This is a genomic window from Streptomyces sp. NPDC090127, from assembly GCF_044746945.1.
GTDB lineage: Bacteria > Actinomycetota > Actinomycetes > Streptomycetales > Streptomycetaceae > Streptomyces.
In genome coordinates this window covers 104,893-129,007 of record NZ_JBIVDE010000011.1, presented here as the reverse complement: position 1 = coordinate 129,007, position 24,115 = coordinate 104,893, and the positions used below count along the sequence as shown (strand labels likewise).

The following is a 24,115-nucleotide window of genomic DNA, read 5'->3' as shown; positions in this document are numbered from 1 at the left end:
CCCGCACCGCCCGGGTAGCGTCCGTCCATGATCTCGGAGACGTACACGATCGGTGGCGAGCTTCCCGTACGACGGCTCGGCTACGGCACCGCCCAGCTGACCGGCCCCGGCTACTGGGGGCCGCGCGGCGCGCGGTCGGACGCGGTCGCCGTCCTGCGGCGGGCCGTGGAGCGCGGTGTCACGCTCATCGACACCGCCGACAACTACGGACCCGGCCTCGCCGAGGAACTCGTCGCCGAGGCCCTGCACCCGTACCGGGACGCCCTGGTGATCGCCACCAAGGGAGGGGTCGTCCGGACCGGTGACAGCGCCTGGCACATCGACGGGCGCCCGGAGCGGCTGCGCGCGATGTGCGAGGCGAGCCTGCGGCGGCTGCGGACCGACCGGATCGACGTCTACCAGCTCCACCGTCTCGACCCGAAGGTCCCGATGGCGGACCAGCTCGGCACGCTCGACGACCTGCGCGCCGAGGGGAAGATCAGGTACGTCGGCCTGGACTCGGTCACCGTCGGCCAGCTCGCCGAGGCGCTGACCCTGACCTCGTCGGTCGTCTCCGTGCAGAACCGTTTCAACCTGTTCGACCGGGAGTCGGCGGAGGTCCTGGCGCTGTGCGCGGCGCGGGGCCTCGCGTTCCTGCCCTGGTTCCCGCTGGCCAACGGCGCCCTGACCGGCGGGGCGGCCGACACGGCGGACGCGGTCGCCGGCCGGCACGGAGCGAGCCGCGGCCAGGTCGCCCTGGCCTGGCTGCTCCACCACTCCCCCGTCCTGCTGCCCACCCCGGGCACCGGCTCCCTCGCGCACCTGGAGGAGAACCTGCGGGCGGCGGAGTTGTGCCTGGACGCCGCCGACGTCTCCCTCCTGGACGCACTGCCCGGGCCCACACCTCCGACCGCGCCCACACCTCCGACCGGGCCCACACCTCCGACCGGGCCCAGCTCGACCGCGACTAGTTCGTGAGGACCACGAGCTGCTGGGTCGCCCGGGTCATCGCGACATAGCGGTCGACCGCGCCCGCGACACCGTCGCCGAACGCCGCCGGGTCGACGACCACGACCAGGTCGAACTCGAGCCCCTTGGCCAGGCCGGGCGTCAGCGAGCGCACCCGCGCGGTCTCCTCGAACGTGGGGTCGCCGATGACGCACGCGACGCCGTCCGCGTGCGCGGCGAGCCACTCGTCGAGGATCGCGTCCCGGTCCGCGGCGGAGCCGTGGACGACGGGAAGGCCGTTGCTGCGGATGGACGTGGGCACGTTGGCGTCCGGGATCGCGGCCCGGATGGACGGCGCGGCCTCCGCCATGACCTCTTCGGGCGTCCGGTAGTTGATGGAGAGCGAGGCCACCTCGACCCGGTCGAGCCCGATCCGCTTGAGCCGCTCCTCCCACGACTCGGTGAACCCGTGCCGGGTCTGCGCGCGGTCGCCGACGATGGTGAAGCTCCGCGACGGGCAGCGCAGCAGCAGCATCTGCCACTCGGCGTCGGTCAGCTCCTGCGCCTCGTCGACGACGACGTGCGCGAACGGGCCGTCGAGCGGCTCCCGCTCCGTGCCGGGCAGCGCGTCCTCGTCGATCAGGGTGTCCTGGAGGTCCCGCCCGCGCAGCATCGTCACCGCGCCCTCGCCGTCGGCGTCGGCCGCGATGACGTTCTCGATGACTCCGGCCATGCGCGCGCGTTCGGCGGCGACGGAGGCCTCGCGCCGGCGCTTGCGCAGGGAGGCCTCCGGGTCGCCGAGCCGCTGCCGCGCCGCGTCCAGGAGCGGCAGGTCGGAGACGGTCCAGGCCTGGGGGGCGTGCCCCCGCTGGAGCGCGCGGACGTCGTCGGGGCCGAGCCAGGGCGCGCACATCCGCAGGTACGCGGGGACGGACCAGAGGTCGCCGACGAGTTCGGCGGCGTCGATCAGCGGCCATGCGCGGTCGAGGGTCTCGACCAGTTCCTCGTCGTGGCGGAGCGCCGTGCGGAACAGCTGCTCGGAGGGGACCTCGCCGCTGTGCTTGTCCAGCAGGATCGTGACCAGTTCCTCCCAGATCTCGTCGCGCGCCTCGTTGTGCGGTGTGCCCGGTCCTGGGGCCCGGAAGGCCTCGGCCCAGTCGTCGGCGGTGAGCCGGACCTCGGACCACGGGGTCGTGACGGTCATGCCCCGGGTGGGCGGCTCCTCGTAGAAGCGGACGGCCTTCTCGATCGCCCGCACCATGTCGGCGGACGACTTCAGCCCGGCCACCTCCGGGTCGGCCTCGTCCGGCGCGCCGGCCCCCTCGGGGAGGAGGTCGCGCAGGGTGCAGGTCCGTACGCCCTCCTCGCCGAGGCTGGGCAGGACGTCCTCGACGTAGTTCAGGTAGGGCTGGTGCGGGCCGACGAACAGCACGCCGCCGCGCCGGTGGCCGAGGCGCGGGTCGGCGTAGAGGAGGTACGCGGAGCGGTGCAGGGCCACGACCGTCTTGCCGGTGCCGGGGCCGCCGTCGACGACGAGGGCGCCGCGCGATCCGGCCCGGATGATGGCGTCCTGGTCGGACTGGATGGTGGCGAGCACGTCACGCATCCGGGACGACCGCTCGCCGCCCAGGCTGGCGACGAACGCGGAGTGGTCGTCGAGCGCCGCGTGTCCCGCGCGCCCCTCGGCGGTGAACACCTCGTCCCAGTAGTCGCTGATCCGGCCACGGGTCCAGCGGTACCGGCGGCGGCTGGCCAGACCCATCGGGTGGGCGTGGGTGGCGGCGAAGAACGGCTCGGCCGCCGGGGAACGCCAGTCGAGCAGCAGGCGGCGGCCCGTGCTGTCGGTGAGGCCGAGGCGGCCGATGTAGACGGGCTCGGGGCTGTCGGCGAGGACGACGCGCCCGAGGCACAGGTCCAGGCCGAAGCGGCGCAGGGTGCGCAGCCGGGCGGTCAGCCGGTGGATCTCCGAGTCACGCTCCAGCGCCTCCCGGCCCGCGCCGCCGGGCGCCCTGCGCACGGTGGCGAGCTGGTCGGACAGCTCGGCGATCGTCCGGTCGAGGCAGTCCGCGACGGCCGCGAAGTGCTGCTCGTCGCCGGCGATCAGGGCCGGGACGGCCTTGGGGGACAGTCGGTCGGAAAGGTCGAACGCGCTGGTGGTCAGGGGTTTCATCTCCTCGGTCGCGCCCACGGAATCGGGCCAAGGCCTGAGATTCTGCGGCACCACCGGGGCCTTGCCGCAAGCCCCCCCGTGCGCTATAAGTTAGGAGTGGAAAGGAGTGGGTACACCTCCTTCCTTCGATCATTCACTCCCGGTCATCTCCGCCAGCTTGATCACGGTGTTCCAGTTGCGCGTCGTCGCCACGACACCCTTGACCAGGGCGGGCCGGGCGAGCGCCTCCCCCAGCTTGGACCGGCCGAGACCGTCCGGCGCGTAGAGGTAGAGCACGCGGTCGCCCAGCCGGAACTCCTCGGGCAGGAAGGCTTCCTGGTCGATCGAGGCGAACCGCTCGGGGGCGATCTGCTCGGAGAAGTACGTGACGTGGAGTTGCTTGCCCTCCAGCTCGGTGGCCGGGAACGGGCAGGCGTCGGCGACGGCGGCGAGGTAGGCCGCGTCCCGGACCAGGCAGTCGACGCGGAAGCCGAAGTGCCGCTCGATGGCGTCCTGGAGCGCGGCGGTCAGTTCGTCGTCGCCGGGCCCGTCGGCGTCGGTGGTGAAGACGGCGTTGCCGCTCTGCAGATACGTCCGGACATCGCGGTGGCCGAGCTCCTCCAGCAGTGAACGGAGGTCCGCCATCGGGACTTTGCGGTGGCCGCCCACGTTGATCCCGCGCAGCAGCGCGGCGTACGTCGTCGTCATGGGCACACGATAGGGCGGCCGCCGTGCCCCGTGGGGGAGGGCACGGCGGCCGCCGGTTCAGCGGGGCCCGGCTACTCGACGATCTTGAGCAGCTTGTTGGCGGTGCCCCCGGTCGGGTTGCTGATCTTGTCCGGGGTGGCCCCGCCGACCAGGGCCTGGGCGACCTGGTCCGGCGTGGCGTCCTGGTGCGCCGCGAGGTAGACGGCGGCGGCGCCGACCACGTGCGGGGTGGCCATGGACGTACCGGAGATGGTCTTGGTGCCCGTGTCGCTGTCGTTCCACGACGAGGTGATCTCCGAGCCCGGGGCGTAGAGGTCCACCACGGAGCCGAAGTTGGAGAAGCTGGACTGCTGGTCGTCCTCGGTGGAGGAGGCGACGGTGATCGCCTCCTGGACCCGGGACGGGGAGCCCGCGCCGGCGTCCGAGGACTCGTTGCCCGCGGCGACACCGAAGGTGACTCCGGAGGCGATGGCCTTCTTGACGGCGTCGTCGAGGGCCGGGTCGGCGCCCCCGCCGAGGCTCATGTTGGCGACGGACGGGCCCTGGTGGTTCTTGGTGACCCAGTCGATGCCCGCGACGACCTGCTCGGTGGTGCCGGAGCCGTTGTCGTCCAGGACGCGGACGGCGACGATCTTCGCCTTCTTGGCGACGCCGTGCGCGGCGCCGGCGATGGTGCCCGCGACATGGGTGCCGTGCCCGTTGCCGTCGGAGGCGTCGTCGTCGTTGTCGACGGCGTCGAAGCCGGAGGTGGCGCGGCCCTCGAAGTCCTTGTGGGTGGTACGGACCCCGGTGTCGATGACATAGGCCGTGACACCCTCGCCCGCGCTGTCCGGGTAGGCGTACTTCTTGTCGCCGGCGGTGTCGGCCTGGTCCACCCGGTCGAGACCCCAGGACGGCGGGTTCTCCTGAGTGGCGTTGATGGTGAACGTCTTGTTCTGGACGACCTTGGCGACGGCCGGGTCGGCGGCGAGGCGCTTGGCCTCGGTCTCCGAAAGGCCGTTCACCGAGAACCCGTTGACGGCGGAGTCGTAGCTGCGGCGCAGGGTGCCGCCGTACTCCTTCGCCAGGTCGCCCTTGTCGGCCTTCTCGTCCAGCAGGACGATGAAGCTTCCCGCGACGGCGTCTTCGACGCCGAGTCCGTGGACCGTTCCGAGGGCGGGCGTGGGGGCCGCGCCGGCGAACGGGACCGTGAGGGCGGTGACTCCGGCTGCGGCTGCGATCGCGGTCGAGACGGCGATGAGCTTGGTCCGGCGGACACGCTTGTGTATTGCCATGAAGAGGGGTCTCCTCGTCAGGATTTGTGGGGGGTTGAGCCACCGGCAGGAAACTCTCCGGCGGCTGCCTCGAAACCCTTGCCCATTGACGAGTGCAAATCAAGACCTTCATGCAGCTGTGACTTAAGCAACAAGCCTTCGTAATAACAAAGTCACAGATCCCGCCCAACTCCGGCACACGACACGGCCCCCGTGTTCACACGGGGACCATCTGCGGTCGCGGCTAAGGCAGTTCGGACTCGATGAGATCGGCTGCCCGCCGCGTTCCGCCCTCGCCCGCCATCCGCCGCCGGATCTCCTCGGCGCGGAGCGCCACCTCCGGGTCGTCGACGAGGGCGAGCACGGCCTCGCGCAGGCGCTCGGCCGTGGCGTGCGCCATGTCGATCCGACGGGCCACGCCGAGGGACTGGAGCATGTCCGCGTTGCCGAACTGGTCGGTCGCCAGCGGGACGGCGACCATCGGGGTCGCGGTGGCGAGCCCCTCCTGGCTGCCGCCGGCACCGGCATGGGTGACGAAGGCGTCGGCCTGCTTCAGGACGGACAACTGAGGGACCCAGGAGGCGACTTCGACGTTGTCCGGGACGTCTCCCAGCTCCGAGGGGTCGACGAAGGCGCCGATCTGGAGCACCACGTGCCAGCCCGGCAGGTCGCCGAAGGCCGCCAGGCAGGTGCGGTAGAAGTCCGGGAGCTTGGTGAAGGCCGAGCCCATCGAGACGAGCAGCACCCGCTCGGCGTCCGGCGGCCGCTGCCACGCGCCCTGGTCGGCCCGCTCCCCCTGGCAGGCGCCGACGAAGGTGAAGACGGACGCGTCGACCCGGTCGGCGTTCGGCTGGAGGGCCTTCGGGATGAGGACGAGGGCGCGGCGGGGGCGGGCGACGAGCCGGTCCGGGTGGGTGTCCACGCCGTGGGTGGCGAGCCAGCCCTCGAAGCGGGTGTAGTACGCCTTCCCGCGCTCGGACGCCTTCAGCTCGGCGAACATGGGCGCGGCGACCTCCTCCTCGTACCCCTCCCAGGGAACGAGATTCGGCCAGAGCCCTACGGCGGGGACGCCCCAGCGGTGGGCGAGGACCGGCGCGGGGTAGGCGGTGATGTCGTGCAGGACGAGGTCCGGCCGGTCCTCGTCGAAGGCGTCGGCGAGCTGGGGCAGCGCCTGGATCGCGTCGGCGAGGAACGGTTCGACGTGGTCGATGAGTTCGGTGCCCCAGGCGTCCGGGTCGTCGTCGGTGGGGAGCGTGGAGGCGTAGACGACGGGGGTGGCGCCGGTCGCGGCGACCTTCTCCGCGAAGGAGGCCGGGATGGCGTAGCTGACGCGGTGACCCCGGGCGACGAGTTCGCGGATCACTTCGAGGCTCGGGTTCACGTGGCCGTGGGCGGCGATGGAGAACATGGCGATATGGGCGCGGCGCGGGCTGGTGGTCATGCGCCCACAGTAAGCGAGACGAGACGTCTCGTCCAGTCAATGACGGGTGGCGTGCCCCGCCGGGATGAGGGACGGGGTCAGTCGCGTTGGTAGCGGGCGAGGACGAGGTTGCCGTCCTTCTCCAGACGCCTCCGCAGCTCCGCCGCGTCGATCGCCCCGCTGTAGTACTCCTGGTAGGCCGGAGTGGCCACCTTGTCCTTCCACTCGGGATAGCCGCGGACGGACTGCGCCGGCGCGGAGCGCAGGTGCCGGGCGACGGCCGCGCCGGTCGCCCAGCCGTCCTTCACCGTGTGCAGGGACGGGTCCGCGAGCGCGTCCGTCCCGGTGGGCAGCATCCAGTCGCCGCGGGCGAGGCGGACCATGTTGGCCGGCTGGAGGAAGAAGTCGAGGAACGCCGCCGCCTCCTTCTTGTGCCGGCTGTCCTCGGCGATCGAGAGCGTCTGCGGGCTGACGCCCTGGGCGAGCCCGTCCTTCCCGGCGGGCGCGGGCAGGACGATCCACTCGAAGCCCTTCGGCGCCTGCTGGGTGATCTGCTGCCGGTACGAGAAGCCGAGCGGGACCATCGCGTACGTGCCGCCGAAGAAGCCCGGCAGGGCGTCCGAGCCGCCCGAGCCGAGGGTGGAACGCGAGGCGCTGTGGTCGGTGTTGACCTGGTCGTGGAGGGTGCCGGGCACGACACCGTCCCGCTCGGTGAAGCGGATCGTCACCTTCCCGTCGGGTTCCCGGTGGAAGAGCTGCCCGCCCGCCGAGAGCCCCAGGTTGAGGCTGACCGAGACCGGCTCCTTGAGCGGCCAGGCGACCGCGTACTTCCCCTGGCCCATGGCGGCCGTCAGCTCCTTGGCGACCTGCCGGAACTCCGGCCAGCTCCAGGGCTTCTCGGGGGTCGGGAGCCGGACGCCGGAGGCCTCCAGGATCCGCTTGTTGGCCATGATCACGCGCGGTTCCTGGAGGAACGGCACGCCGTAGATCCCGCCGCCGAAGGTCGTCGTCTCCCAGCTGCGCGCCGGGATGGCGGCCTTGAGCCGCTCGGGCAGCAGGCCGGTCAGATCGGCGAGGTAGCCGCCGTAGGCGAAGTCGGCCAGGTCGTCGGAGGCGTCGTGGATGACGTCCGGGGCCTCGCCGCCCTCGAAGGAGGTGAGGAGCTGGTCGTGGACGGAGTCCCAGCTGCCCTGGACGTAGTCGACCTGGATGTCGGGGTGGGTCGCGTTCCACTCCGCGACCAGTTCCTTGTTGGCGTCGACGGACTCCTTCTGCCAGGCCAAAGACTGGAAGCGGAGCCGTACCGGCCCGCCGTCCGGGTCGTCCTCGGCCGAGCAGCCGGTGAGGAGGAGCGCCAGCGCGGCGACGACCGCCGCGAACGTCCGTACCCGCATCAGGACTTCACCGCCCCGGTCAGCATCCCGCCGGTGATGCGTTTCTGGATGATCGCGAAGATGACGAGCGAGGGGATCGTGGCCAGGAACGCGGCCGCGGCCAGCGGTCCGAGGTCGGCGACGCCCTCCGCGCCGAGGAAGTGGGTGAGGACGACCGGCAAGGTCTGCTTCTCCGGGGTCTTGAGCAGGACGAGAGCGAAGAAGAACTCGTTCCACGCGGTGATGAAGGCGAAGAGCGCCGTGGCGACGATGCCGGGGGCGAGCAGCGGGGCGGTGACCGAGACGAGCGTACGGAGCTTCCCGGCGCCGTCGACGGCGGCCGCCTCCTCCAGCTCGGCCGGGACCGCCCGTACGTACCCGACCAGCATCCAGAGCGCGAACGGCAGCGACCAGACGACGTACACCATGACGAGGCCGACGAGGCTGTTGATCAGGTGCAGGTTCTTCAGGACGAGGAAGAGCGGGATGATCACGAGCACGAAGGGGAACGCCTGACTGATCACGACCCAGCCGGTGGCGGCGGTGGAGAGCCTGCTGCGGTGGCGGGCCATCACATAGGCCATGGGCGTGGCGACGACGACGGCGATCAGGGCCGCCGCGAGCGCGGCGATCAGGCTGTTCCCGGCGGCCTGGAGCAGCGGCTGCTCGTCGAAGGCCTGCCGGAAGTTGGCGAGGGTCGGGTCCTTCGGGATCCAGGTCGGGTGGAGCGAGCCGAGTTCGGTGGCCGGCTTGAAGGCGGTGGAGATCAGCCAGAGGAACGGGAAGGCGAGGAATACCAGATACGCGAGGAGCGCGAGGTACTGGCCGACGCGCACGGGCCTGCTGGTGCGGAGCATGCTCACCGGTCCTGGTCCCCCTTCAGCCGTCCGACGAGATAGAGGGCGAGGAGTACGGAGATGACGGCGACCATGACACAGCCCATGGCGGCGGCGTAGCCGAACTGCCCGTAGCGGAAGGCTTCTTCGTAGGCGAAGAGCATGGGCAGCCGGGTGCGGCCGCCGGGCCCGCCGTTGGTCAGGACGTAGACCAGGGCGAAGGAGTTGAAGTTCCAGATGAAGTTGAGGGCCGTGATGGCGAGGGCCACCGGCCTGAGGGCGGGCCAGGTGACGGTACGGAAGCGGCGCCAGGCGCCCGCGCCGTCGAGGGCGGCGGCCTCGTGGAGTTCGTGCGGGGTGTTCTGGAGACCGGCGAGCAGGGCGACCGTGGTCTGCGGCATGCCCGCCCAGATGCCGACGAGGATCACGGCGGGCAGGGCGGTGGCGAGCCCGGTGAGCCAGTCCCGGCCGTCGCCGAGGCCCAGGTCGCGGATGGTCTCGTTGAGGATGCCCGCGTCCGGGTTGTAGACCAGCCGCCACATGATGCCGACGACGACCTCGGGCATGGCCCACGGGATGATCGCGAGGGCCCGCGCCAGCCAGCGGAAGCGGAGCCTCTCGTTGAGGAGCAGCGCGAGACCGAGGGCGAGCAGGAACTGCGGCACGGTGACGCCGACGGCCCAGAGCAGGCCGATCCGGAAGGAGTCCCAGAAGAGGGTGTCGTGCAGCAGGTCCTGGAAGTTGAGGGTGCCGACCCACTGGGTGGGCCGGGTGCGGCCGGACTGGGAGTCGGTGAAGGCGAGCGCGATGCCGTAGAGGAGGGGGCCGATGCTCAGGACGAGGATCGGGATGAGCGCGGGCAGCACCAGGAACCAGGCGCCGTGGTCCCGCGCGGGTCCGGGTCTCCTGCCGGCGGACGTCGTTCCGCCGGACCGCTTCGTTGCGGTCGCCACTCCCACAGATCAACCCCTTTTGCACCCTTTTGCGACTTCGGCTCGGCCCTCGTCATGGTCCTGACGGGCCGTCGCTTCGTCAAGGCAACCTGCATGGATGCGAGACTTTGGCTGATTCGCACACGCATCGGGGCAGCGGGGAGAGACGTGATGGACGAGGCACGGGCACGGGAGATCCTGGCCACCACGGGACTGTCGGCGCGGGAGCCTGCGGCGCGGGAGGCCGGGGGGCGGGAAGCTGCGGCGCGGGAGCCCGCGGCGCGGCTGCTCGCGCTCGGCGAGAACGCCGTCTTCGCGGTGGGCGAGCTCGTGGTGAAGGTCGGCCGGGACGCGGAGCTGCTCCCCCGCGCCGAGCGCGAACTGGCGCTCGCGGCCTGGCTCGCGGAGACCGGCATCCCCGCCGTACGGGCGGCGGAGCCCGAGCCCCGCCTGGTGGACGGCCACCCGGTCACCGTCTGGCACAGGCTGCCCGAGGCCGTCCGCCCCGCCGAGCCTCGCGACCTGGCACCCCTGCTGCGCCGGATCCACGCCCTGCCGGAGCCGGCCGGCTTTCCCCTCCCGCGCCGCGAACTCCTCGGCGGGGTCGAGCGGTGGCTGCGGCTCGCGGGGGACGCGATCGACCCGGCCGACGCGGCCTTCCTGCGCGACCGGCGCGACGCCTTCGCCCCGGCGGCGGCCGCGCTGACCCCGCACCTCACCCCCGGCCCCCTCCACGGCGACGCCCTCCCGCGCAACGTCCATGTCGGCCCCGACGGACCGGTGCTGGTCGACCTGGAGACCTTCTCCTCCGATCTGCGCGAGCACGACCTGGTCGTGCTCGCCCTCTCCCGCGACCGGTACGGACTCGACCCCGCAGCCTACGACGCGTTCACCGAGGCGTACGGCTGGGACGTACGGGAGTGGGACGGCTGCGCGGTGCTGCGCGGGGCGCGCGAGACGGCGAGCTGCGCCTGGGTGGCCCAGCACGCCCCGACGAACCCCAAGGCCCTGGCCGAATTCGAGCGCCGCGTGGCCTCGCTGCGTCAGGGTGATGCCACGGTGCGGTGGTACCCCTTCTGACATCATGACGGGGGGTGTCCGGGGCGAAGGCCCCCTCATGAACGGGGTGTCGTGATGCGCGTGGAACTGTCCGAGGTGACCCTGGACGTCGAGGACAGCGGGGACGGCCCGGCCGTCCTGCTGGTGCACGGCTTCCCCGACAGCCACCACCTCTGGCGGCACCAGGTGCGGGCCCTGACCGCGGCCGGCTACCGCTGCGTCGCTCCGACGCTGCGCGGCTTCGGTGCCTCCGACCGGCCGGAGGGCGGCTTCGAGGCCTACCACCCGGCCAGGCACGTCGGCGACCTCTTCGAGCTCCTGGCCCGGCTGGAGATCGACCGGGTCCATCTCGTCGGGCACGACTGGGGCTCGGGCGTGGTCCAGGGCTTCACGCAGGCCGCACCCGAGCGGGTGGCGTCCCTGAGCATCCTGTCGGTGGGCCATCCGGCGTCGATCCGTGACGCGGGCTTCGAGCAGAAGCAGCGGTCCTGGTACATGATCCTGTTCCAGTTCCCGGATCTCGCCGAGGACTGGCTCGCGCGGGACGACTTCGCGAACCTCCGGGAGATGCTGGGCGAGCACCCCGACGCGGACGCGGTCGTCGAGCCGCTGCGGGCGCCGGGCGCGCTGACGGCGGCTCTGAACATCTACCGCGCCGGTCTCCCCGTCGAGGCGCAGTTCGGCCCCGCCCTGCCCCTCCCGCCGCTGCCGGGCCCGGTCCTGGGCGTCTGGTCCTCCGGCGACCGCTTCATGACCGAGCAGTCCATGTCCGGCACCGGCAAGCACGTCGACGGCACCTGGCGCTACGAGCGGGTGGAGAACGCGGGCCACTGGCTCCAGCTGGACCAGCCGGAGCGGGTCAACACCCTGCTGCTCGACTTCCTGGCGGAGAACCCGATCGGCTGACCTCGGCGTCAGCCCCTCACCGGCGTCCGCCCGCCACCTGCGTCAGCCCCTCACCGGCGTCAGCCCGCCACCTGCGCGAGCTCGCGCAGGGGCCAGGTCGGGTCGACGAACGCGTCCGGGCTGCCCTTGCGGCGCAGGAAGCCCTGGAAGTCCTCGGCCCACGTGCGGTACCAGTCGATCTGACGCCCGTGCAGCTCGGCCGGGGTCAGCTCGGCGACCGTCGCGTGCCGCTCGGCTATCGCGACGGCGACCCGGACGGCGGCCTCCGCGTCGGCGGCCGCCTGATGTGCCGCGTCGAGGACGACGCCGTACTCCGCGCAGACCGCCTCCAGCGTCCGCTTCCCCCTGCGGTACCGGTCGACGGCCCGGTCGATGGTGTACGGGTCGACGACCGGGCCTATCGGGGCGCCGCCCAGCCGCTCGCCCAGCGAGGGCAGTCCGTGGCGGCGCAGCTCGGCGGAGAGGAGCGTGAGGTCGAACGAGGCGTTGTACGCGACGATCGGGACGCCCTGGTTCCAGTACTCCGTGAGGGTCTCCGCGATCTCGTCGGCCACCTCGACGACCGGCCGGCCCTCGGCGGCCGCCCGCTCGCTGCTGATGCCGTGGATCGCGGACGCCTGCGCCGGGATCCGGATGCCCGGGTCGGCGAGCCAGTCCCGCCGCCGCGTCACCCGTCCGCGATGGACGCCGACGATCGCGGCGGTCACGATCCGCGCCTCCAGCGGTTCCGTACCGGTCGTCTCCAGGTCGAAGCCGACCAGCGGCTCCCCGTGCCAAGCCATCGGGCCTCCTTACGTGATCTCCCCCGTGGTGCTGAACACCCTCGCACGCGCCACTGACAACGGGCCCCGGCGGAGGGCCCCGGCGGCGCCGGCGGGCGCGCCGGACGGGACGGCCGGCCTCAGGAGACCGGGCGGGAGTCGAGCCAGACCGACTCGAACTCCTCGCGATATGTAGAGAAAAGTCCGTATTCGCCGTCCCGCCCCTGCTGTCCCGCCCGCAGCAGGTTGCGGCCGCCACCGCGCAGCACCAGCACCGGCGCCTCCATCCCCCGCGCCTTGCGCAGGTACGACTGGATCACGGCGACCCCGTCCGGACCGTCCCCGTCCACCAGGTACGCCGTGAAGCGCGGGGTCTCGTCGAAGACGTGGATCTGGAAGGCGCCCGGGTCGCGCAGCCGGGACCGCACCCGCCGCATGTGCAGGATGTTCATCTCCACCGAGCGGCTCAGCTCGCCCTTCTTCAGCCCCAGTTCGCGCTCGCGCCGCTTCACGGCGCTGCTCGCCGGGTTCAGGAACAGCAGGCGTATCCGGCAGCCGGACTCGGCGAGCCGCACGAGCCGCCGCCCGGAGAAGTTCTGCACGAGGAGGTTCAGACCTATGCCCGTGGCGTCGAGGCGGCGGGCCCCGCCGAAGAGGTCCTCGGCCGGCAGCTGGCGCTGCAGCCGCACCCGGTCGGGGTGGACGGAGACCACGTCCGCGTACCGGTCGCCGACCAGGTCCTCGACGGCGTCCACCGGCAGCCGGTCGGCGGACGGCACGCCGGCCCCGCTGCCCAGGATCTCCAGGAGCCGGGCGGACGCCCGTTCGGACTGGGCGAGGACGGTGAGCGAGAGGGCGCGGTTGCGGGAGACGACGTTGCGCGTCACCTCCAGCTCGTCCAGGGCCAGTTCGACCTCGCGCCGGTCGTCGAAGTACGGCTCGAAGCACGGCCAGTGCTGCACCATCAGCTCCCGCAGCTGCGGGAGCGTGAGGAAGCTGAGGACGTTGTCGTCGGCCGGGTCCAGGAGATAGCCCTTGCGTCGCGAGACCTCGCGCACGGCGACGGCCCGCTGCACCCACTCCTGGCCGGCGGGCCCGGCCGCGGCCACCACCCACTCCTCGCCGTGCACCGGCTCGTAGACCGGGCGCAGCACCGCGGCCACCACCGCGCGCAGCCGCTGCTCGACGAGATTCAGCCAGATATAGGCGCGCCCGGCACGCTGCGCACGGGTCCGTACCTCGCTCCAGGCCTCGGCGCCCCAGCCCAGCTCCGCCCCGATTTCCAGGGGCCTGGCCACGGAGACCGCTCCGGGAGGTACGTCCACGGGGTCGGGCGAGCTCCCCTCGTGACCCGCGTCACCTGGGGGCAGCTCCAGACCTCCCGAGCTCACCCGCGCACCGCCTTCTGCTCCTGGACGCCCGATCCGACCGTCTGTCAACGATCAAGGAAGGGTACTCCGCGAGCGGGAGGCGGTGCAGCCGGATGGACAGGCTGGTTGCTCAACTCCCCTGATTCGGAGCGCCGTTCCGTCCGCCGGGATCGGCCGGAGTGAGCGGATTCATAGCGGAAACGTCCCTGGGTGCGCGCGGGAAGCCCGGCCGGTGGCCGGCGCTCGACGACCGGCCGGGGACGGGACGGTGGGGAACAGGATGTCGACCCGCACGACGGGGGCGGCGGGCGCCCCGCCGTTGACGCGGGGGCGCCGGGCCGCCCCGGGATGGCCGATACCGCCCGGCCGTCCGGCCGGCTCGCCGCGCCCGGCGTGTCGGGTCGCCCGCCCCCGGCCCTCTTTCGGGCAGGATCTGGCCGGAGTGCACCCCACCACCCGGATCAGAATGGAAGAGTCTTATCTATGCAGGTCTGGCCGGGAGAGGCATATCCCCTGGGCGCCACGTACGACGGCGCCGGAACCAACTTCGCGGTCTTCTCTGAGGCCGCCCAACGGATCGAGCTGTGTCTGCTCCATGACGACGGCTCGGAGACAGCGGTGGAGCTGCGCGAGACGGACGCCTTCGTCCGGCACGCCTATCTGCCGGGAGTGATGCCGGGTCAGCGGTACGGCTTCCGGGTCCACGGACCGTACGCCCCGGAGCAGGGACAGCGCTGCAACGCGGCGAAGCTGCTCCTCGACCCGTACGCGCGGGCGGTCTCGGGCTCGATCGAGTGGGGCGAGGCGGTGTACGGCTACCACTTCGGGCGGCCGGACTCGCGCAACGACCTCGACTCGGCGCCGCACACGATGAGCTCCGTGGTGGTCAACCCGTACTTCGACTGGGGTGACGACCGGCCGCCGCGCACCGACTACCACCGGACGGTGATCTACGAGGCCCATGTGAAGGGCCTGACGATGCTCCACCCGGAGCTGCCGGAGGAGCTGCGCGGGACGTACGCGGGGCTCGCGCACCCGGCGGTGATCGGGCACCTGAAGGAACTGGGAGTCACGGCGCTGGAAATGATGCCGGTGCACCAGTTCGTCAACGACCACCGGCTGGTCGACGCCGGCCTCGCCAACTACTGGGGCTACAACACCATCGGCTTCTTCGCCCCGCACAACGCGTACGCCTCCTGGGGCGACCGGGGCCAGCAGGTCCTGGAGTTCAAGTCGGCGGTGCGGGCCCTGCACCAGGCGGGGATCGAGGTCATCCTCGACGTGGTCTACAACCACACGGCGGAGGGCAACCACCTGGGGCCCACGCTCTCCTTCCGGGGCCTGGACAACCCCTCGTACTACCGGCTCTCGAACGACCGCCGGTACTACACGGACACCACCGGCACCGGGAACTCGCTGCTCATGCGGTCCCCGCACGTGCTGCAGCTGATCATGGACAGCCTGCGGTACTGGGTGACGGAGATGCACGTCGACGGCTTCCGCTTCGACCTGGCGGCGACGCTGGCGCGGCAGTTCCACGAGGTGGACCGGCTGTCGTCCTTCTTCGACCTGGTGCAGCAGGACCCGGTGGTCAGCCAGGTGAAGCTGATCGCCGAGCCGTGGGACGTCGGCGAGGGCGGCTACCAGGTGGGCAACTTCCCGCCGTTGTGGACCGAGTGGAACGGCAAGTACCGGGACTGCGTGCGGGACCTGTGGCGCGGCGAGCCGCGCACGCTGGCCGAGTTCGCCTCCCGGCTCACCGGCTCGTCCGACCTGTACCAGGACGACGGCCGCCGGCCGCTCGCCTCGGTCAACTTCGTGACCTGCCACGACGGTTTCACCCTGCGCGACCTCGTCAGTTACGACGGCAAGCACAACGAGGCGAACGGCGAGGGCAACCGGGACGGCGAGAGCCACAACCGGTCGTGGAACTGCGGGGCCGAGGGCGACACGGACGACATCGGGATCCGGGAGCTGCGGGCCCGGCAGATGCGGAACTTCCTCGCGACGCTGATGCTCTCGCAGGGCGTGCCGATGCTCAGCCACGGCGACGAGTTCGGGCGGACGCAGGGCGGGAACAACAACGCGTACTGCCAGGACAACGAGGTCGCTTGGGTGCGCTGGCCCGAGCCGGACGCGTCGGAGGAGGGCACCCTCCTGGAGTTCACCCGGGCCATGGTGCGGCTGCGGCGGGACCACCCGGTCTTCCGGCGGCGCCGCTTCTTCCACGGGCGTCCGGTGGAGGGCACGCACGACGAGCTGACGGACATCGCCTGGTTCACGCCGGAGGGCGAGGAGATGACGTCGCGGGACTGGCAGGCCGCGCACGCGCAGGCGCTGTCGGTCTTCCTGAACGGCAACGCGATCTCGGAGCCGGGGGTGCAGGGGGAGCGGATCGCGGACGACTCGTTCCTGCTGATGTTCAACGCGTCGTCGCAGGAGCTGGAGTTCGAGGTGCCGATGAACCACGGTGAGAGCTGGCGCGTGGTCGTGGACACCTCCCACCCGGAGGGTGTCCCTCCGCAGGAGGGCCCGAAGGTGGCGGCGGGCGAACGGGTCTCCTTGGCCCCGTTGAGCATGACGGTCCTCAAGCGCCCGGCGTAGGCACGGAACACCGGGGCGGAGGCGGTCCCTCTCGGGACGGCCTCCGCCCGCCGTGGAGGGCCCGAGGGTTCAGGAGCGCGGGCGGGACCCGACGGCGAGGGGCACGCAGAGCGCCGCCGCGCCGACCGCCACCGCGAACGCCGCCGCCGCGTCGTGCGTGTCCGCCAGCCGACCGCCGAGGGCCAGGGCGAGGGCCTGGCCGCCGACCACGCCGCTGGTGAGGAAGGCCATCGACTCGGCCAGCCGCGACGCCGGGACCGTGCGTTCCGTCAGGCCGAAGACGGTGATCAGGTGCGGCGCGTAGGCCGCGCCCAGGACCGTCACCACCCCGTAGAGCGCCGGCAGCGAGTCCACGAACAGCAGCGGGACCGACAGCACGACGAGCGCGCCCGTGGCCGCCCGCCATCGCGTCCGCAGTCCGATCCGCGCGGGCACGGCGGCCATCGAAAGCCCCACCGCCGCGCTCATCACCCCCATCGCCGCGTACACGAGCCCCGCCTGCTCCGGCGCCCCGACCTTCTCGGTGAGGGCCGTGATCCCGGCCTGCGAGGCCCCGAACATGGCACCCTGGAGCACCATCGCGGCCCGCAGGGCGTACGCGGCGCTCGGCAGCCGACCTCGTTCGGCGGCGTCCGTACGGGTGGTGGGGCCGGTCGCCGACGGATGCAGCGCGAACGCCGTGCCGCACGTCGCGAGCAGCGCCGCGGCCAGAAGGAGCGCCGCCGCCGGATGGGCGAGCGCCGCGGCGAGGCCCACCAGCGCGGGCCCCAGGACGAAGGAGACCTCGTCGAGCGTGCCCTCGAACGAGAGCACCGTGCCCACCAGTCGGTCGTCCGCGCCCGAACGCCGGGCCAGGGCCACCGACCGGCTCCGGGCGAGCGGTCCGACCTGCGGGACGGACGCCCCGGCGAGCGCGCCGAGGACGCACAGCCAACCGGTCGCCACCTGCGCCAGAGCCGCCACGACGAGCCCGGCGACGGCCACCGCGTTGGCCAGGGAGGCGGCGAGCACCACCCCGCGCTGCCCGCGGCGGTCCGCGAGGCGGCCGATGACCGGGCCCGCGACCGTCTGCCCCGCCGCGAGCGCCCCGCCCGCGAGCCCCGCCGTCGTCAGGGATCCGCTTGTCTCGGCGACCAGGAGCAGGCTGCCGAGCTGGCACATGGCGGTGGGCAGTCGCCCCAGGAACGACACGACCGGAAGGACCGGTCCGAGCAGGGAGAACGTGTCGCGATACGTGCGGAGCATCGCCAGAACGTAACGCGATACACCCGAACGGACGCATGAGGCGATGACACAGAAGGCCTCTCGCCGGGTACGTACGTTCGCATGACGCCCTCGCTCCCGCACCCGCCGTCCGCCCGGACCACGCCCACCGCCACCTACCGGCTCCAACTCCAGCCGGACTTCCCCTTCTCGGCCGCCGAGCGGGCCGTCCCGTACCTCGCCGGCCTCGGGATCTCCCACCTCCACCTCTCGCCGGTCCTGGAGGCCGTGCCCGGGTCGTCGCACGGGTACGACGTGACCGACCACGGCGCGGTCCGGGCCGAGCTGGGCGGCGAGGAGGGGCTCCGGGCCCTCGCGGCGACCGCCCGCGCGCACGGTCTGGGCCTGGTCGTGGACCTCGTGCCCAACCACATGGCGGCGTCGGCCACGCACAACCACGCGCTGCGCTCGGTGCTCCGCGACGGCCCGGACTCGCCGTACGCCCGCTGGTTCGACATCGACTGGGCGGCGGGGGACGGACGCGTCCTGCTGCCGGTGCTGCCCGCCCGGCTGCCCGAGCTCCGGGACCGTATGCGGGTCGCGGACGGCGCGCTGCACGTGGACGGCCAGTCGTTCCCGCTCCGCGCGGGCACGGAGGGGCTGCCGCTCGCCGAGTTGCTCGACGCCCAGTGGTACCGGCTCGGCTGGTGGCGCCTCGCCCGGACGGAGCTCACCTATCGCCGCTTCTTCACCATCTCGGAGCTGATCGGGGTCCGCGTCGAGGACCCCGAGGTCTTCGACGCGACCCACGGCACGATCCTGCGGCTGGTACGGGACGGAGTGATCGAGGGGCTGCGGATCGACCACCCGGACGGGCTCGCCGATCCCGAGGGCTACCTGGAGCGGCTGCGGGAGGCGACGGACGGCCGGTGCTGGACGGTCGTGGAGAAGATCCTCACCGGCACGGAGCCGCTGCCCCCGACCTGGCCGGTCGCGGGGACCACCGGCTACGACGCCCTGCACCAGGTGGACGGCGTCTTCACGGACGGCTTCGGCGCCGACGAACTCGCCGATCTGTACCGCGAGTTCGTCGGGCGGGCCGGGGACAGGGGCGGCTCGTGGGACGCGACCGCCCGCCGCGCCGCGTACGAGGTCGTGACGCACGACCTCGCCGCCGAGACCGCCGCCCTGACCCGGCTCGCGGAGCGGATCTGCGCGGCCGACCCGGCCCTGCGCGACCACGCGCCCTGGGCGCTCCTGACGGCGATCCGCGAGCTCCTGGTCCGCGTACCGGTCTACCGCTTCTACCGCACCGACGCCGCCTCGGTCCTGCCGCCGGAGGCGGCACGCGGCGCGAAGGCGGCCTTCGCGGTGCCGGAGGAGGCCGACGCGGTGGACACCGTACGGGAGTTGGCGCTCGGGCAGCTGGGCGACGGACCCGAACACCGGGCGTTCCGGGCCCGGTTCGCCCAGACCTCGTCGGCGCTGCGGGCCAAGTCCGTGGAGGACACCGCCTTCTACCGCTACACCCCGCTCCTCTCCGCCAACGAGGTGGGCGGCGACCCCGGCCGGCCGGCCGTGGGGCCGGAGGAGTTCCACGCGTACTGCCTGCGGCTCTCCCGGGACTGGCCGGCGACCGGGACGGTGCTGTCCACGCACGACACCAAGCGCAGTGCGGACGTCCGCGCCGGGATCGCCGTGCTCGCTCAATGCCCGCAGGTGTGGCGGGAGTTGCTGGACGAGGTGGCGGGTGTCGTGGCGCCGGATCCGCATCTGGCATGGACGGCGTGGCAGACGGCGTTCGGCTTCGGCGCCCCGGACCCGGGGCGGATCGGCCCGGCGGTGCTGAAGTCCGTACGGGAGGCGGGGCTGCACACGAGCTGGACGGAGCCCGACCCGGCGTACGAGCGGGCGGTGACCGACTTCGTGGCGGCCGGGCCGGGCCGGATCCCGCTGCGGGCGGCCTCGGAGGCGGCGTTCGCGCTGGAGCCGCACATCCGGGCGCACATGCTGGGCGCGACACTGGTCCAGCTGACGATGCCGGGGGTGCCGGAGCTGTACCAGGGGACGGAGCGGGAGTACCGGGCGCTGGTCGACCCGGACAACCGGCAGCCGTTCGCGGTCGGCGAGGACGACGAGAAGACGGCGGTCGTACGGGCCGCGCTGGCGCTGCGGCGGCAGCGGCCCGAGGCCTTCACCGCGCCCGACTCGTACGTCCCGCTGACGGTGACCGGCGCCGCGGCGGCGCACTGCCTGGCCTTCGCCCGCGGCACCACGGGCGCCTCGCCGGAGGTGGTCACGGCGGTCACGCGGCTGCCGCTGCGGCTGGTGGAGGAGGGCGGCTGGCAGGACACGGAGCTCGTCCTGCCGCCGGGCCGCTGGCGCGATCTCCTCGACGGGACACGTGAGTTCGAGGGCGGTGCGGTGAAGCCGCTGGACCTGTTCGACGCGCGTCCGGTGGCGCTGCTCAGCCGCCTGGTCTGACGAGGAGACTCCGTGGTGCGCGGGTGATCAGGCCGGTCCGTTCGGGGCGGAAGCCGTCGGAGAACCGGAGACGGGGCATGGCGTCGAGGAGCGCGCGCAGGGCGTACTCGGCTTCGAGGCCGGCGAGGAGGACGGCCGGGCAGGCGCCGCTGCCGTAGGTGAGCTGGCCGGGGTCGTCGCGCAGCGGGTCGTAGCGGTCGGGTTCGCGGAAGCGTTCCGGGTCCCGGCAGGCGGCGCCGATCAGCAGCGCGACGGGCTCGCCCGCCGGGATCGTGCCGCCGCTGACCCGCACCTCGGCGGCGGTGCGCCGGACCGCGATCTGGACGGGCGGGTCACGGCGCAGGGACTCGGTCCAGGCCCGGGCGAGCTGTCCGGAGGGCGCGTCGCTCAGCTCCCTCGCGTGGTCCGGGTCGGCGAGGACGTTGGCGAGGAAGGAGGCCAGGGCCTTCTCCCGTACGGCGATCTGCGCGGTGCACTGACCGGCGAGCGCGGAGGCGGCGCGGCCCCGGACCAGGCGCATCATGTCCCGGTAGGGCACACCGACGGCGGCCGCGACGGCGCCGACGGGCAGCCAGTGGCAGAATTCGGCGACCAGGTCGGCCTGCGGCCGGTCGGCGATCCGGCGGGCCAGGACGAGGGCGGTGCGCGCGGTGACGCTGCGCAGCTCCTCCTCGTCGACGTCGACGTGGGTGCGGGCGCAGGGCGGGTCGCCGGGGCGGTGGCCGTGGGTGAACCGGGCGTCGGTGAGGGCGGTGGCCACGTCGGCGTACCGACTGAGGACCCAGGCGCGCAGCAGGGGGTCGAAGGTGAGCGGGAACTCCTCACGCAGGACGCGGTGGACGCGGTGCGGATCCCGGGTGACCCCGGGGTCGAGAGGGCTCGGGGCGACGGTCCGGCTGGGCGACCGCTCGGCGGCGGAGGGGCCGCCGGCCCGGACGCGCTCGGCGGCCGCCGTCGCCGACCCGGTCGGGGCGGCGAGGGTGGCGCGGTCCGGGGTGATCGGTGGGAGCCCGGGCCGCATGGGCGGCAGCTCCGACCAGCCGTCGGTCCGTATCCCGGGCTTGGACTCGTCGCGCATCGCGCCCCCTGTCGGTCCGGCGTGCGTAGGTCCCCCCACCTGACCACCTGCGATGGCGCGCCGCAGCCCGCATACCGCCGAACGGGTGAACGACCGGCAGTCGACGAGCGGTTGACCTCAACCAAACTTCAGGTTCTACGGTACGACCATCCGAACGAACCTTCCCAGGGGGCTCGCGATGACCACCACCGAACACCTCTCCGACGCCGAACTCGCCGCTCAGCCGGCCGCGTACTGGACGGGCCTGGCCAACCGGGCCCTCGTCGCGTTCACGCGGGCCCGGCAGGCGGAGCACGGCTTCAGCCAGCCTCAGTTCTGGCTGCTGCGCCACCTGTCGAAGAACGACATCTCCCCCGACGGCCGGGGCATGACCGTCCCGGAACTCGAACAGGCCATGCGCACCTACCTCAGGCCGGAGGACGACCTCGTGGCGGCGGCCCGGCCGCTCCTGGAGCGCGGCTGGCTGACGCGGGACGCCGAGGACCGCCTGTGGATCACGGACGAGGGCGACGAGGCCCGCGTGACCATGAAGGGCCATGCCCCGGCGATCCTCGCCCGCATCCACGAGGGCATCGACGACGCCGACTACGTCACCACGCTGAAGGTGCTGCGCCGGATGATCCGGAACACGGGCGGCACGACGGACTGACGCCCCGGCGCCCGGCGCGGCTCAGACGAGGAGCCGCTCGCCGGGCGCCGTCGGCTTCGGAGGCGTCGGCTCCTGAGGCGACGCCGGCCGGGGCGGGGGCGGGGCGGACCCGGTCGGGCGGTGCGGCCACCAGGCGCGGTCGCCGAGGAGGGCCAGCGCCGAAGGGAGGATCACCGCGCGCAGCACGATCGCGTCGAAGAGGACGGCGACCGTCAGGCCCACCGCCATCTGCTTCATCTCGATACGGTCGATGAAGAGGAAGCTCGCGAAGACCGAGACCATGATCACGGCCGCGCTCGTCACCACGCTCGCCGAACCGGCGATGCCGTCGACCACCGCCTCCCGGGTGGGCACCCCACGCCGCACGGCCTCGCGGATCCGGCTGACCACGAAGATCTGGTAGTCCGTGGAGAGCCCCACCAGGATCGCGAAGACCATCAGCGGCGTACGGGAGCCGACGAAGCCCAGCGACTCGAAGCCCAACAGGCCCTGTGCCCACGTCCCTTGGAAGACCAGGGTGAGCACGCCCCACGCCACCAGGACCGCCGCCAGGTTGAGGACGGTGCCGAGCGCCGCCATCACCACCGAGCGGAACGCCGCGTACATGACCGCCAGCGTCGCCAGCGAGACGAAGACGATCACCCAGGGCAGCCGCTCCTCCTGATGCGCCGCGTAGTCGGCGCCCGCCGCGATCTCGCCCGACACCGCCCACGCGATCCCGGGGGCGCCTTCGACGGCGGCGGGCAGCAGCACCTCGCGCACCCGTTGCAGGGAGCGGCCGGCCTCGGGCGAGTTGGCCGCGTACGGGACGGGCAGCGCCAGCAGCGCCGTACGTCCGTCCTCCGCCCTCCGCACCACCGGCGCCGCGTCCTGCGCGAACAGCGCGTCGCCGCGCGTCGCCGCCGCCAGCTTCCGCAGCGGCGTGACCGGGTCCTCACCCCGTACGAGGACGAGATGCGCGGGGCCCTCGGACGGGAAGGCGGCCACGAGCCGGTCGTACGCCGCCACCGCCGGGATGCTGTCGGGGAAGGTCTCCTTGCCCTCGGTGCCCAGCCGCATCCCGAGCGCGGGCGCGGCGAGCGCGACGGTCGCGGCGGCGCCGGCGAGCAGCGCCACCAGCGGTCGGCGCACGATCGGCCGCAGCAGCGCGGCCCACACGCGGCCCTCGCCGCGCACGCGGCCCCGGGCGGCCAGCCGCCGGCCGGCGCGCCGGCCGCCGTCCGTCCGGTGGCCCAGGGCGGCGAGCAGCGCCGGCAGCACGGTCAGCGAGCCGCCGACCGCCACCAGCGTGACGAGGATCGCCCCGGTGGCGATCGAGGAGAAGATCACGTCCCCGACGAGATAGAGACCGGCGAGGGAGAGGGCGACGGCAAGCCCCGAGTCCACGACCGCCCGGCCGGAGGTGGCCGCCGCCAGTTCGACGGCGCGGGCGTGCGTGATCGTGCCGCCCGAGCGCTCCCGCTCCTCCCGGGCGCGCTTGAGGTAGAAGAGCGAGTAGTCGACGCCGACCGCCATGCCCATCATGAAGATGACGCTGAGCGCAGCGCCGCCCGCGTCCGGGAAGACCCAGGAGGCGACCCCGTACAGGCCGACGGCGCCGACGAAGGCGAAGAGCGCGAGGACGACCGGGATCCCGGCGGCGAGGACCGCGCCGAAGACCACCAGGAGGATGAGGAAGGTGACCGGGAGACTGATCATCTCGGTCCGCCGGAGATCCCGCCCCTGCTTGTCGTTGACCGCCACGGAGAGGGAGGCGCTGCCGGTCTGTTCCACCGTCAGGCCCGGGTGGGCACGCTGAACGGCGGCGGTCTCGGCCAGCAGCGCCCCGACGTCCCTCTTCGCCGTCTCCCGGTCCCCCCGCAGGGTGACCGCGACCCTCACCGCGTCCTCCGCACCCTCCCGCGCACCGTCCCGCGCGCCCTCCCCCGCCCCGGCCCGCGCGCCGTGCCGCACCGCGTCGTCGCCTGCCGGTGCGGCGACGGGTGCGCCGACCGACTCGACGGCCGGCAGCGCCGCCATCCTCCGGCGGATCTCGCTCGCGGCGGCAGCCGGCTCGCCCGCCCCGGCTCCCGCCCCGGCCCCCGCCCCCGCCGTCGCCTTCCGCTCGATCAGCACCTGCTCCACCGGCGGGGGCGTCAGTCCGCTGCCCGAGGCCATCGCCTCCGCCCGCCCCGCCTCCCCGACCCAGAAGTCGGCGAACGTCCCCTTGTTCGTGCCGACGGCCGCCCCCGCGCCGACGCAGAGGGCGAGCAGCAGCACCCAGCCGGAGATCGCCTTCCACGGGTGGGTCGCGCACCACTGCGCCGTACGGACCGTCACCGGGACACCTGTTCTTCTCATGGTGAGAAGCGTCCCGTCGGAGGCGGGACGCGGTCACTGGTGGACCCCCGCGTACCGAAGGGG

18 protein-coding genes are annotated in these 24,115 nt (G+C 73.0%); 6 read left to right on the top strand and 12 right to left on the bottom strand.

The features are described from left to right. Positions 1-27: 27 nt before the first annotated feature. Entirely contained in the window at positions 28-957 is a 930-nt protein-coding gene (locus ACIPPS_RS31515) for an aldo/keto reductase (RefSeq protein ID WP_401439235.1), read from the top strand. Here ACIPPS_RS31515 and helR read toward each other — a convergent pair. The 7 genes from helR to ACIPPS_RS31480 form a co-directional block, all read right to left on the bottom strand. Further along, the gene (helR, locus tag ACIPPS_RS31510; RefSeq protein ID WP_401439233.1) at positions 947-3,097 is read right to left on the bottom strand and encodes an RNA polymerase recycling motor ATPase HelR; all 2,151 of its coding nucleotides are present in this window, start codon (positions 3,095-3,097) and stop codon (positions 947-949) included. The genes ACIPPS_RS31515 and helR overlap by 11 nt on opposite strands. A 129-nt stretch (positions 3,098-3,226) precedes the next feature. After that, positions 3,227-3,784 carry a DUF1697 domain-containing protein gene (locus ACIPPS_RS31505; protein ID WP_401439230.1) on the bottom strand — a complete coding sequence of 186 codons (558 nt, stop codon included), beginning with the start codon at positions 3,782-3,784 and terminating at the stop codon, positions 3,227-3,229. A gap of 71 nt (positions 3,785-3,855) precedes the next feature. Further along, complete coding sequence (locus ACIPPS_RS31500; RefSeq protein ID WP_401439227.1) at positions 3,856-5,058, bottom strand: S8 family serine peptidase; 1,203 nt, start codon at positions 5,056-5,058, stop codon at positions 3,856-3,858. A gap of 223 nt (positions 5,059-5,281) precedes the next feature. Next, complete coding sequence (mgt, locus tag ACIPPS_RS31495) at positions 5,282-6,478, bottom strand: macrolide-inactivating glycosyltransferase (RefSeq protein ID WP_401439225.1); 1,197 nt, start codon at positions 6,476-6,478, stop codon at positions 5,282-5,284. Between the two features lie 77 nt (positions 6,479-6,555). After that, on the bottom strand, positions 6,556-7,851 hold the full coding sequence (locus ACIPPS_RS31490) for an ABC transporter substrate-binding protein (RefSeq protein WP_401439223.1): 1,296 nt from the start codon (positions 7,849-7,851) through the stop codon (positions 6,556-6,558). Then, positions 7,851-8,687, bottom strand: coding sequence for a carbohydrate ABC transporter permease (locus tag ACIPPS_RS31485; RefSeq protein ID WP_401439273.1), 837 nt, complete (start codon positions 8,685-8,687; stop codon positions 7,851-7,853). The genes ACIPPS_RS31490 and ACIPPS_RS31485 overlap by 1 nt, the downstream gene beginning before the upstream one ends. Positions 8,688-8,689: 2 nt before the next feature. Then, positions 8,690-9,619, bottom strand: a complete 930-nt coding sequence (locus ACIPPS_RS31480) for a carbohydrate ABC transporter permease (protein ID WP_401439221.1) — start codon at positions 9,617-9,619, stop codon at positions 8,690-8,692. A 150-nt stretch (positions 9,620-9,769) separates the two neighbouring features. Between ACIPPS_RS31480 and ACIPPS_RS31475 the strand changes: the two genes are divergently transcribed. After that, positions 9,770-10,678, top strand: a complete 909-nt coding sequence (locus tag ACIPPS_RS31475) for a phosphotransferase enzyme family protein (RefSeq protein ID WP_401439218.1) — start codon at positions 9,770-9,772, stop codon at positions 10,676-10,678. 54 nt (positions 10,679-10,732) lie between these two features. Next, a complete protein-coding gene (locus ACIPPS_RS31470; RefSeq protein WP_401439215.1) occupies positions 10,733-11,563 on the top strand; it encodes an alpha/beta fold hydrolase in 831 nt (276 codons plus the stop codon). A gap of 59 nt (positions 11,564-11,622) precedes the next feature. On the opposite strand, the gene ACIPPS_RS31465 is transcribed toward ACIPPS_RS31470, so the two are convergent. Beyond that, a complete protein-coding gene (locus tag ACIPPS_RS31465) occupies positions 11,623-12,345 on the bottom strand; it encodes a 3'-5' exonuclease (RefSeq protein ID WP_401439213.1) in 723 nt (240 codons plus the stop codon). Positions 12,346-12,464: 119 nt separating this feature from the next. Then, complete coding sequence (locus tag ACIPPS_RS31460; protein ID WP_401439210.1) at positions 12,465-13,715, bottom strand: SAV2148 family HEPN domain-containing protein; 1,251 nt, start codon at positions 13,713-13,715, stop codon at positions 12,465-12,467. Between the two features lie 462 nt (positions 13,716-14,177). Between ACIPPS_RS31460 and glgX the strand changes: the two genes are divergently transcribed. Continuing rightward, positions 14,178-16,298, top strand: coding sequence for a glycogen debranching protein GlgX (glgX, locus tag ACIPPS_RS31455; protein WP_401439208.1), 2,121 nt, complete (start codon positions 14,178-14,180; stop codon positions 16,296-16,298). Positions 16,299-16,367: 69 nt separating this feature from the next. Here glgX and ACIPPS_RS31450 read toward each other — a convergent pair whose 3' ends face one another. Next, positions 16,368-17,543: an MFS transporter gene (locus tag ACIPPS_RS31450; protein ID WP_401439205.1), complete on the bottom strand. Its 1,176-nt coding sequence runs from the start codon at positions 17,541-17,543 to the stop codon at positions 16,368-16,370. An 81-nt stretch (positions 17,544-17,624) separates the two neighbouring features. Here ACIPPS_RS31450 and treY point away from each other — a divergent pair, with 81 nt between their 5' ends. Further along, on the top strand, positions 17,625-19,985 hold the full coding sequence (gene treY, locus ACIPPS_RS31445; protein WP_401439202.1) for a malto-oligosyltrehalose synthase: 2,361 nt from the start codon (positions 17,625-17,627) through the stop codon (positions 19,983-19,985). Here treY and ACIPPS_RS31440 read toward each other — a convergent pair. After that, complete coding sequence (locus ACIPPS_RS31440) at positions 19,969-21,063, bottom strand: cytochrome P450 (RefSeq protein WP_401439199.1); 1,095 nt, start codon at positions 21,061-21,063, stop codon at positions 19,969-19,971. The genes treY and ACIPPS_RS31440 overlap by 17 nt on opposite strands. 178 nt (positions 21,064-21,241) lie before the next feature. Here ACIPPS_RS31440 and ACIPPS_RS31435 point away from each other — a divergent pair, with 178 nt between their 5' ends. Further along, positions 21,242-21,712 carry a MarR family winged helix-turn-helix transcriptional regulator gene (locus ACIPPS_RS31435; protein ID WP_401439196.1) on the top strand — a complete coding sequence of 157 codons (471 nt, stop codon included), beginning with the start codon at positions 21,242-21,244 and terminating at the stop codon, positions 21,710-21,712. A gap of 21 nt (positions 21,713-21,733) precedes the next feature. Here the strand turns inward: ACIPPS_RS31435 and ACIPPS_RS31430 are convergent, their stop codons facing one another. After that, positions 21,734-24,052 (bottom strand): MMPL family transporter, encoded by a 2,319-nt coding sequence (locus ACIPPS_RS31430; protein WP_401439193.1) that lies wholly within the window; start codon positions 24,050-24,052, stop codon positions 21,734-21,736. Positions 24,053-24,115 lie beyond the last annotated feature (63 nt).